Annotated in this window: 12 protein-coding genes; all 12 read left to right on the top strand. The window is 40.9% G+C overall.

Annotated elements, in window-relative coordinates:
* The 12 genes from ICN17_RS09540 to ICN17_RS09485 all read left to right on the top strand — a co-directional run bounded on the left by ICN17_RS09540 (position 1) and on the right by ICN17_RS09485 (position 9,734).
* Positions 1-1,128 carry a flagellar hook-length control protein FliK gene (locus tag ICN17_RS09540; protein WP_216237300.1) on the top strand — a complete coding sequence of 376 codons (1,128 nt, stop codon included), beginning with the start codon at positions 1-3 and terminating at the stop codon, positions 1,126-1,128.
* 11 nt (positions 1,129-1,139) lie between these two features.
* Positions 1,140-1,457 (top strand): BLUF domain-containing protein, encoded by a 318-nt coding sequence (locus ICN17_RS09535; RefSeq protein WP_216237299.1) that lies wholly within the window; start codon positions 1,140-1,142, stop codon positions 1,455-1,457.
* A gap of 137 nt (positions 1,458-1,594) precedes the next feature.
* Positions 1,595-2,023: a hypothetical protein gene (locus tag ICN17_RS09530; protein WP_216237298.1), complete on the top strand. Its 429-nt coding sequence runs from the start codon at positions 1,595-1,597 to the stop codon at positions 2,021-2,023.
* A gap of 132 nt (positions 2,024-2,155) precedes the next feature.
* The gene (fliL, locus tag ICN17_RS09525; protein ID WP_216237297.1) at positions 2,156-2,668 is read left to right on the top strand and encodes a flagellar basal body-associated protein FliL; all 513 of its coding nucleotides are present in this window, start codon (positions 2,156-2,158) and stop codon (positions 2,666-2,668) included.
* Positions 2,669-2,683: 15 nt separating this feature from the next.
* Positions 2,684-3,688, top strand: a complete 1,005-nt coding sequence (fliM, locus tag ICN17_RS09520) for a flagellar motor switch protein FliM (RefSeq protein WP_216237296.1) — start codon at positions 2,684-2,686, stop codon at positions 3,686-3,688.
* Positions 3,681-4,028 (top strand): flagellar motor switch protein FliN, encoded by a 348-nt coding sequence (gene fliN, locus ICN17_RS09515; RefSeq protein ID WP_216198903.1) that lies wholly within the window; start codon positions 3,681-3,683, stop codon positions 4,026-4,028. The genes fliM and fliN overlap by 8 nt, the downstream gene beginning before the upstream one ends.
* Before the next feature lie 16 nt (positions 4,029-4,044).
* Positions 4,045-4,608 carry a flagellar biosynthetic protein FliO gene (gene fliO / locus ICN17_RS09510; RefSeq protein ID WP_216237295.1) on the top strand — a complete coding sequence of 188 codons (564 nt, stop codon included), beginning with the start codon at positions 4,045-4,047 and terminating at the stop codon, positions 4,606-4,608.
* A complete protein-coding gene (gene fliP / locus ICN17_RS09505; RefSeq protein WP_370625975.1) occupies positions 4,605-5,369 on the top strand; it encodes a flagellar type III secretion system pore protein FliP in 765 nt (254 codons plus the stop codon). Before fliO ends, fliP begins: the two co-directional genes overlap by 4 nt.
* A 20-nt stretch (positions 5,370-5,389) precedes the next feature.
* Positions 5,390-5,659 carry a flagellar biosynthesis protein FliQ gene (gene fliQ, locus ICN17_RS09500; protein ID WP_216237292.1) on the top strand — a complete coding sequence of 90 codons (270 nt, stop codon included), beginning with the start codon at positions 5,390-5,392 and terminating at the stop codon, positions 5,657-5,659.
* Between the two features lie 18 nt (positions 5,660-5,677).
* Positions 5,678-6,454, top strand: coding sequence for a flagellar biosynthetic protein FliR (fliR, locus tag ICN17_RS09495; RefSeq protein ID WP_216237290.1), 777 nt, complete (start codon positions 5,678-5,680; stop codon positions 6,452-6,454).
* Positions 6,455-6,459: 5 nt separating this feature from the next.
* Positions 6,460-8,898 carry a tetratricopeptide repeat protein gene (locus ICN17_RS09490; protein ID WP_216237289.1) on the top strand — a complete coding sequence of 813 codons (2,439 nt, stop codon included), beginning with the start codon at positions 6,460-6,462 and terminating at the stop codon, positions 8,896-8,898.
* Between the two features lie 14 nt (positions 8,899-8,912).
* On the top strand, positions 8,913-9,734 hold the full coding sequence (locus tag ICN17_RS09485; RefSeq protein WP_216237288.1) for a DUF5672 family protein: 822 nt from the start codon (positions 8,913-8,915) through the stop codon (positions 9,732-9,734).
* The last annotated feature ends 24 nt before the right edge of the window (positions 9,735-9,758 follow it).

Here is a 9,758-nt window from a genome sequence, read left to right as displayed (position 1 = left end):
ATGGCTATTGAACTGCAAACCAGTGATTCCCAATTAGTTAAGACTAATGGGACTATATCTCTCAATGGAAATGGTGGCACCGGGGTATCTCGTTCTGGCGGAAGTTTTGGTGATGTTCTCAGCACCCAAGCCGCACTCTTTAAAATGGAGGATGGTAAGCAGGGCTTAAATACAGCTAAGCTTCTTTCCCCTGATGTCGCTCATGCCAATCAACTATTGAATCAATCCAAGACCTATAGTGAGTCGAGTGCTAAATCGATTCAGACTTTTGAGGCAAATATCAATCAGGCTGCTTATATTCTGGCCATGAAAAATGTTGCAGACTATAAGCAGGGCACTACTAGTGCTTCTCCCTTGTCTACCGTGAACAAGCTTACGCAAAATATTGCTGGTGTAGGCGTATCAGCTCTCATACATCCCGCTGCAGGTACTATGGGTTCAGTAAACCTGCGCACTGCAAATCCCCTAAATCACAAGCTAGATCAAGCTGTCTTTCAGGCTCTCCGCAATGCTACTGATGATGTAGATGACTCTGACTCATTAGTAAAAATTGATGACTCTAGTGCTGGCGGATTCTTTATGGATTCACCAAGTCATGGCCATTCACAACACCATGCTCAAGATTCTGATGAACCATCTCCTGAGGAACTTCAGGCTATGTTGGCTTTGACTGTAAATTCTGGTCATCATGTAATTCAAGATACGACTTCATCAGCTTCCAGTGCAATCCAATTGCAAATGCAATCATCGATGTCAAGTCCCGAATGGATTGCAGAATTAGCACAAAAGACTGTTGTAATGTTTGGTTCGGATAAGCATACTGCCGTCATTACTCTGAACTCAGCAGATAAAGGGTCTCTGAAGATTGTTCTTCAGGTCAATGGCGATCAAGTGAATGCCAGTTTTTATTCAAATGATGCTGATGTTTTGCAAGCGCTGCAAATTGGTATTGAGGATCTAAAATCATCCATGCTCGATGCTGGACTCGTATTAAACCAGCTGAATATAAGCTCTAGCTCCAGTTATCGCCAAAGTGAACTTGCAGCACAGGGGGATTCAGCTGCTTTTGACAATATGCCAGATGCAATGGATTTGCATTCGGCTAAGATGGTTAACTTCTACGTCTAAGAACTAAGTTCATGTACCAGCTCATCTACATTAGTTCATCCACTAAAAGTCTTTCTAGAGAAGAATTCATAGAGCTTGTTGCTCAGTCACAGAGCAAGAATGACGCCATGGGCATCACTGGTGTTTTGATGTTCAAGGATGGAAATTTCATGCAGGTATTAGAGGGTGAGCAGGAATTCATTGCCCAACTTTATTCGGCTATCAAAGTAGATCCTAGGCATACTTTGGTGAGCATCATCCAAGAGGGGCCTATTAGCCTGAGGGAATATCAGGGGTGGTCCAGTACGTATTTCAATTCTGAGGAAGGTCAGTATGAAGTCATCTGCTAACTCCATCCTCATGGGCTTTAATGACAAATGCCCAAAATTTAGGCATTCTTTTGAATTAAGGGGTTTTTTGCCTCTTATTCCCTCAATTGATCCTGCTCAGGGCTGGGACAATGGCAAAATCATAGAAAAATACCATCTTGGATAGCTCAATTAACCCCTTTCTGATTGGTTCTGGCACTGTTGAAGCCCAGTCCACTAGGGCTATTGCGCCTAATAAAGGCGCTCCCCAAAAATCCAGTTTCTTAGCTGATTTCACTAACTTACTGAGTAAAACATTGGGAGCGGGAGCTGGTATTGCGACTTCTGTGGCATTACCCGGCGTCTCTGGTTTGGGTTTGGGTGCTGCTTCCGATAAATTGGTTCAATCTTTGGTTAAAAATCTCAGTTCTAATTCTTCAGGGCCTGCTGGTAGCTCCATCCAGGTTGTGAGGCAAAATGAGTTCCGTGCTCCAGAATTGCCCGCCAGTCAAAGTTTAGGCTTCCTCCAGGCTGCATCTAATCCCTATATTTCCAGTCAAAATACCTTCAAACCGGTTAATCCGAGTTCGGTAAGTCTGAGAATTTAAATTCCCACATTTGGGAATGCTGTTTTTGGAGCCTCTAAATCAGTAGCAAGGGGCTAAATACCCCTCTTTTCTGACTATCTACGTCATAGTTTCGACTTCATAATAGTTCTTATATTAAAAACGGAGTCGTAAATGGCTATTGCACCTAACAAAAAAGACGCTAAGGACGAAGCTGAAGTTACGCGCGTCCCAAGAAAAAAATCCAATAAAAAGCTATTCGTCATGATTGCAATTGGTGTTCTTGCATTGCTAGTCGCGGGTGCGGGCGCATATTACTTTTTTGTTTATAAATCTGGTGCTGATACCGCTGAAACTAAGCCGGTTATACAAATTTTTGTACCTTTAGAGGTATTTACTGTGAATCTAAGACCTGAGAGCGGTGATTCTCAGCAATATCTTCAGGCAATCATGACCTTGCAAGTGCCAAGTGAAAAAGATGCTCAGGCCTTAAAGGATCGTATGCCTGAAGTAAGAAATCGAATTTTATTTATCCTGTCTGCAAAATCAGCCTCCGAGGTTGCTTCAGTAGATGGAAAAGTAAAACTGACTACTGAAATTATTGATTCACTTAAAAAGCCATTCATGGGTTCTGAGGCAGAACAGAATTTGACTGGCGCATACTTTACTTCATTCATCGTTCAATAAAATCGATCATTAAAAATGGCTGATGAAAATCTCTCCGACAAGGAAATAGATGCTCTTCTCAAAGATGTAGAGGAGGGTGCCGTAGAACCTGAGGTTGTAGCAAGTAATCCTGGTGAGGCTAAATCATTTAGCCTTGGGAGTCAGGAGCGCATTGTCCGTGGGCGTATGCCTACGTTCGAGAATATACACGAACGTTTTATTCGCTTATTCAGAATCAGTATGTCGACCTTTTTGGGTCGTCTAGTAGAGATTAAAGCCACTGCAGTTGAAACTTGTAAGTACAGCGAGTTTGTTGCTAAGCATAAAGATCCAACCAATATCAATCTGATCAAAATTAAACCCTTACGCGCCACTAGTTTGATGCTATGTGATCCGGAGTTTGTTTTATTTGTGGTGGATAACTTATTTGGTGGCGGCGGTCGCTTCAAGACTACTTCTGCAGGAAGGGAATTTACACCTACAGAACTACGTATTGTTGAGCGTATTCTAGATGTTTTCTTTGAGCCCTATGCAGAAGCTTGGGCACCTGTTCACCCAGTCGAATATGAATATATTCGCTCTGAGATGAATATGCAATTTGCCAATATAGCCATGATGAGCGAAGTAGTGGTAACAACCACCTTCACTATTGAGCTTGAGGAAAGAAGTTTTGAGATGGATCTTTGCATTCCTTATTCGGCTTTAGAGCCTATTCGGGATCTATTGACCTCACAAATGCAAGGCAGGGTTCAGGACGTTGATATTAAATGGATCGAGTCTATGGCCGAAACAGTCAATTCTGTTGAGCTTGAATTAGTAGCTAATCTAGGCGCTCAAAAATTATTTTTAGAAAATGTTGTGGCCTTAAGAATCGGGGATTTTATTCCCCTTGAATATGATCCATTGGTAGTAGCAACCGTTGATAACGTGCCACTTTTGCAATGCAGATATGGCACTTTCAATAAGAAGTACGCCCTAAGAATCGAAAAGTTTTTGCAATCAAACTTAAATGAGTATGTGAAGGAAGCAAAAGATGAGTAATGAAAATAACCAAGATAAAGATCTCGCCCAGGATGAGGTGCTCAATGAGATTGAAGGTAGCTCTGAAAACGAACCTATCAGAGATATCGATTTCATTCACGACATTCCAGTCCAGTTCACCGTTGAATTAGGTCGAACTAAGATCACCATCAAAAACTTATTGCAGCTTGCGCAGGGATCTGTTGTTGAGTTAGAGGGCTCTGCAGGCGATTTGATGGACATTTTAGTGAATGGCTACATCATCGCCAAAGGTGAGGTTGTAGTTGTGAACGAGAAGTTTGGTGTGCGATTAACAGAAATCATCACACCGTTAGAGCGTATTAGAAAGCTCAATAAATAATTTATTAGACGCCTCTATGCGACTCATTCAACCACTCTTTCTTGTTTTGGGATTATCTCCAAGCTTAGTGCTTGCTCAGATGTCTCAGACTGCTAGCTTTGATGATAGTTCTAGCCCGTTTAGAGTAGTTTTTGGCTTAATGATTGTGCTTGGCCTCATCGGCGCCTTTGCTTGGCTTATGAAACGCTTTAACCATTCAAAAATTGGCGGTCGTTCCGTAGCAAAAATTGTTGGTGGAGTGAATCTGGGTTCGCGTGAACGCCTCGTTGTTGTCGAACTCGCTGGTCACTGGATCGTGACAGGGGTTACTCCAGGAAATATTAATTCATTGGGTAACTTCAAGATATCCGATTTTGAGCGTGCAAGCTCAAATACTATTTCCTTAGCAAATGATCAGAGTATCGCGCCGAAAAAGAATGAAGAACCAGAGGTACTCATTGAGTCACCAATCGTTTCTAAGAATGATCGCTTTCGATTTGAGTCTCGCCCTGTGATTGAGGAGGCTCAACCTGTTGAGCGCGTAGTAGCAATGGCTAATCCAGCCCTCACTGAAATATTTAAAAGGTTGCTCAAGAAATGAATATGCAATCTTTCACAAAAGCTAAGCTCAAACTAGCGCTATTTTCAGTGCTAAGTCTCATTAGCTTTATATGCTTTGCTGCTGATAATTCTGCCTTGAACGTATTTAGTAGCTCTGCAACTGCTAATGGTGGCCAGAACTATAGTCTGAGTCTGCAAACCCTCATTTTATTGACGGCATTATCATTTCTGCCCACTATCGTTTTGATGATGACCAGTTTTACGAGGATCATCATCGTTCTTTCTTTATTGCGTCAGGCAATTGGAGCCCAATCTTCACCACCTAATCAAATATTGCTTGGGCTCGCTCTTTTCTTGACATTTTTTATCATGAGTCCTGTGTTGGATCGTGTCTATGGTGAAGCTTACAAGCCACTGAGTGAAAACAAAATTACCATGCAGCAGGCTTTAGATAAAGGGTCTGTGCCAATCAGAGAGTTTATGTTGAAGCAAACCCGTGAAGCAGATTTGGCAATGTTTCTGAACTTGGCTGGTAAAAAGGTTTCTAACCCTAGTGAAATTCCGATGAGTGTTTTAATCCCTAGCTTTATGACTAGCGAGCTTAAAACAGGATTTCAAATTGGCTTTAGTATTTTTATCCCATTTTTAGTCATCGACATGGTTGTTGCCAGCGTCCTCATGGCGATGGGCATGATGATGCTACCCCCATCTATAGTCTCCCTGCCATTCAAGTTAATGCTTTTTGTTCTGGTGGATGGCTGGCAACTGCTCATCGGATCATTAGCGAATAGCTTTCGCTAACTACCAACAAAGGAAAAAATATGTCTCCAGAAGCAGTCATGAATATCGGCAGAACGGCTATGGAAGTGACGTTGACTGTTGGCGCTCCCTTATTATTAGTTTCTCTAATTGTTGGTCTGATTGTTAGTATTTTTCAGACGGTAACTCAAATTAACGAAGCTACATTAACTTTTATTCCAAAATTGGTCGCTGTGCTGGTAACGATGATTATTGCCGGCCCCTGGATGATTTCGGTATTAGTTGACTTCATGAGCAAGTCCTTCACTAATTTTCAATTTTTAAATAATTGATCTAAGCCACGGCAGCATATGCTTACCTTCAATAGCCACATCTTTGAAACCTGGATCTTTGGACTGATGTTGCCATTGACACGAATTTTAGGTTTTATTGCTATTGCACCATTTTTTTCGAGTAAGTCTTTCTCTGCCCCAGTGAAAGTTGCTTTTGGAGTCCTGTTGGCTCTAATCGTCATTCCTGCGGTCCCAAGTCCTCCAAGGATCGATATCTTATCTCTGAATGGTGTATTGGTATTGGCTCAACAAATTCTCATTGGCTTAGCGATGGGATTGACTGCACAGATTATCTTCACTGGCATTGAGATGGCAGGACAAATTAGTGGACTCATGATGGGATTTGGCTTCGCAACCTTTTTTGACCCGCAAACTCAAAACACTACTCCCGTGATTGGCTCGATGATGAATATTCTTGCCATGATGGTATTTTTGAGTATCAATGGCCATTTGATGCTTGTCTCTGGCCTTGTAGATAGCTTTCACTCATTTCCAATTGCGATGGAATTAAGCGCTATCAATGGCATGGCGATTGCCAATTGGGGTTCACAAATTTTTAGTATTGGCTTGCAAATTGCATTGCCAATGATTGCTGCCTTACTCATTACCAATATTGCATTGGGTGTTCTCACTAGGGCAGCTCCACAGTTAAATATTTTTGGTATCGGCTTTCCCATCACGATTTGTGTTGGATTTATAGTGTTCTCATTGATGATGCCATCATTGGCGCCAGCTTATCGCTATTTCCTTGAGCAGGGCATTACCACTTCCCAATCTATTTTGAAGGCGAAGTAATCATCATGGCAAAGTTTGATAATAATCAAGTGATTACTAATAAATTGAAATTAGGCCTTGCTAGGCAGGTTGCGGGTCGCCCAGATGATGCTCTAAAAATTTATCAGGAAATTCTTCAATCTCATCCAGATAATTTTCATGCCTTGCAATTATCCGGGATGATCAGTGCGTTAAATAAAGATTTCCCAAAGGCTTTGGATTATTTAAGTAGGGCTATACAGATCAATGATAAAGAGCCAAATGTACTAAATAATCATGGTGTTGTATCTAAGGAGATGGGTTTGTATGAAGCTGCTCTAGTCAGCTATGGCAAAGCAATTCAAATCAATCCAAATCATTATGAGGCGCACAATAACCGCGGCGTTGTCCTAAAGCAGCTGGGCGAGCATGAAACTGCAGTGAAGTGCTATGAAAATGCAATCTTAATAAAGCCGGATTATATAGCTGCACATTTTAATCGAGCGGATTTATTGCAAGAAATAGGACGGCTTGAGGAGGCTTTAAAGGCATATAAAGTAGTCATTAATATTGATATAAATTGCGTTGAGGCTTATGTTAAATGTGGCCTCCTTCTGCAAAGATTGGGTCAAGATAGTGAAGCAATAAAAAATTTACAATTTGCATTAGATCTTAATCCAGCTTTACCTGAGTTACATAATTCATTCGGCGTTATATATAGAGCACAAGGAAAGACCGAAAAAGCTTTTGAAAGTTACCATACGGCAATTAAGTTAGAGCCAAATTATTCTGAGGCCCACTTTAACCACGGTGTTCTTCTACAGGAAACGGGCCAACTAGATGATGCTATCAAGGCTTATGATAAAGCCTTAAGCATCAGACCGGACCATATCGAAGCCTATAGCAATAAGGCAATTATCTACCGTTCATTTGGCGATCTAGAGTCTGGGCTTATTTGTCTTGATAAGGCAATTGAGATTAATGACTCCTTCGCAGAAGGGCACTGTAATCGAGGCCTAATCCTTCAAGGATTAAAGCGTTACGATGAGGCCATCGCTTCTTACAATAGAACTCTGGAATTAAAGCCTGATTACGTAGAGGCGATGAATAATCGCGGCGTCATACTAAAAGATCTTGGTAAATTTGCTGAATCGATGGCTAGTTTTTATGTAGCAATATCCTTAAAAAAGGATTATGCAGATGCTTATTCAAACTTAGGATTAGTCTTTCAGGAGATTAATCAGCCTGATGCCGCAATTATGCAATACAACAAGGCAATAGATCTTAAGCAGGATTTTGCGGAAGCCTACTTTAATCGCGGTGTAACCTTACAAAAGATGCAAGATTATGATGCAGCCATTAAAGATTATCAGACGGCGATTAGCAAAAAAAGTCATTTTGCTCAACCCCATAATAATTTAGGGGTTATTTTTCATGAAATGCAAGAGCTTGAGCTCTCCGTACTGCATTTTAATCATGCTATGGAAGACCCAGGAACCTTAGCTGATGCAAGTTGGAATCGATCTTTAGTATTGCTGACACAAGGTAACTATCAGGAGGGTTGGGCTGAGTATGAGTGGCGCAGAAGGGCCTCAAAATCTGGAGTGCTGAAAAATAGAGTATTTCATAAGCCATTGTGGCTTGGAAATAAATCACTAGAAAATAAAACAATTTTAGTTGTTAGCGAGCAGGGCCTCGGCGATACATTACAGTTCTGCCGCTATGTGCCGATGCTTGCTAAGTTGGGTGCAAAGGTTATCTTTGAAGTACAAAAGCCATTGTTAGCCCTAATGAAGAATGTTGAGGGTGTAGCTAGTATGACAACGACAGGTATTGAGCCCGCGGAACCATATGATTACTATTGCCCTTTAATGAGTCTTCCTCATGCATTTCAAACAACTCTGGAAACTATCCCAAGCTCTATTCCATATATCCCTTCAGATCCAATTAAAACAGAATACTGGAAAAATAAATTGGGTAAAAAGGACAAGATACGTATTGGTCTAGTTTGGTCTGGAGGATTTAGGCCAGATCAACCAGAGGTTTGGGCAACAAATAATAGACGCAATCTTCCCCTTGAAAAGCTCACAGTATTTAAAGATATCGATGTGCAATTTTATAGTTTGCAAAAAGGTGATCCTGCAGAATCTGAGTTAGTTGAAGTACTGAAAAATGGTTGGGAAGGCCCTCAAATCATTAATTATGCGAGTGAGTTAAATGATTTCACTGATACAGCCGCTTTAATTGAAAACCTAGACTTAGTCATTGCAGTAGATACTTCAACAGCACACTTGGCCGCAGCGCTTGGAAAGCCAACCTGGATCTTGAATCGTTTTGATACTTGCTGGCGCTGGTTGCAAGAGCGTAAGGATTCGCCTTGGTATCCATCAGTTACGCTTTTTAGGCAGAAGAAGCAGGGCGATTGGGATCAGGTTTTACAAAAAATTAGCGATGAACTTACATCAAAGTATCTGAGAGAAATATAACCATAATGCTCAGCTTGAAGGATGTCACAATTTGCTCAATAGATTGTATTACCCCGGATTTATCCGCAGAGGCAATCAAAATCTCAACAAAAAATATAGACTTCGGGGATTCAATTCTATTTTCAGATAGATTGCTGAGTGGGAAGTTCAGATCGATTGAGATCACACCCCTAAAATCGAGAGACGATTACTCTCGATTTGTCATTCAAGAGTTACTAGGGCACATTAAAACCAAATTCCTATTAATAGTTCAGTGGGATGGATATGTCACCAATCCTAGGGCATGGACAAATGAATTTCTAGAGTATGACTATATTGGTGCTCGTTGGCCTTGGCATAAAGATGGGCTCACGGTTGGAAATGGTGGCTTTTCTCTTAGGTCAACAAATCTCATGAGAGAAGTTTTAAATCTGCAGGTTGGTAAAGATTGTCAAGTGAATGAGGATGAGCTAATTTGCAGACTACTGAGGCCACAGCTAGAAACATATGGTATCCGATTTGCCGCAGATAAAGTTGCGGATATGTTTTCATACGAGCGCGCCACTCCAGAAATTGAAACATTTGGATTCCATGGACTTTTCAATATGTGGCGTCATTGCGATGACTCAGAACTGATTAAGCAACTTGAGGGCTTAAATCCTAGTACCCATCTTTCTGTGGAGTATCTTGAGTTAATGTTGCAGTATTTGCAACAAAAGAAATTTAGAGTCTATAAAAAATTGTTTCAATTATTGTTAAATAGTGTTGGAGAAAAATCTATTAAAGATCACCTTGCTAAATTTATTGAGGATGCCCATTTAATCGATATGATTTTAATTGCCAGCCTCAAGAGTTAATTTCAAAAAATACATTGAGTTAAC

It is taken from the genome of Polynucleobacter sp. 73C-SIWE (genome assembly GCF_018882465.1).
GTDB lineage: Bacteria > Pseudomonadota > Gammaproteobacteria > Burkholderiales > Burkholderiaceae > Polynucleobacter.
This window is presented reverse-complemented; position numbering and strand designations above follow the sequence as displayed.

Coding starts and splice junctions, on each gene's coding strand:
- ICN17_RS09540 (WP_216237300.1), top strand. CDS start 1: ATGGCTATTGAACTGCAAACCAGTGATTCCCAATTAGTTAAGACTAAT.
- ICN17_RS09535 (WP_216237299.1), top strand. CDS start 1,140: ATGTACCAGCTCATCTACATTAGTTCATCCACTAAAAGTCTTTCTAGA.
- fliL (WP_216237297.1), top strand. CDS start 2,156: ATGGCTATTGCACCTAACAAAAAAGACGCTAAGGACGAAGCTGAAGTT.
- fliM (WP_216237296.1), top strand. CDS start 2,684: ATGGCTGATGAAAATCTCTCCGACAAGGAAATAGATGCTCTTCTCAAA.
- fliN (WP_216198903.1), top strand. CDS start 3,681: ATGAGTAATGAAAATAACCAAGATAAAGATCTCGCCCAGGATGAGGTG.
- fliO (WP_216237295.1), top strand. CDS start 4,045: ATGCGACTCATTCAACCACTCTTTCTTGTTTTGGGATTATCTCCAAGC.
- fliP (WP_370625975.1), top strand. CDS start 4,605: ATGAATATGCAATCTTTCACAAAAGCTAAGCTCAAACTAGCGCTATTT.
- fliQ (WP_216237292.1), top strand. CDS start 5,390: ATGTCTCCAGAAGCAGTCATGAATATCGGCAGAACGGCTATGGAAGTG.
- fliR (WP_216237290.1), top strand. CDS start 5,678: ATGCTTACCTTCAATAGCCACATCTTTGAAACCTGGATCTTTGGACTG.
- ICN17_RS09490 (WP_216237289.1), top strand. CDS start 6,460: ATGGCAAAGTTTGATAATAATCAAGTGATTACTAATAAATTGAAATTA.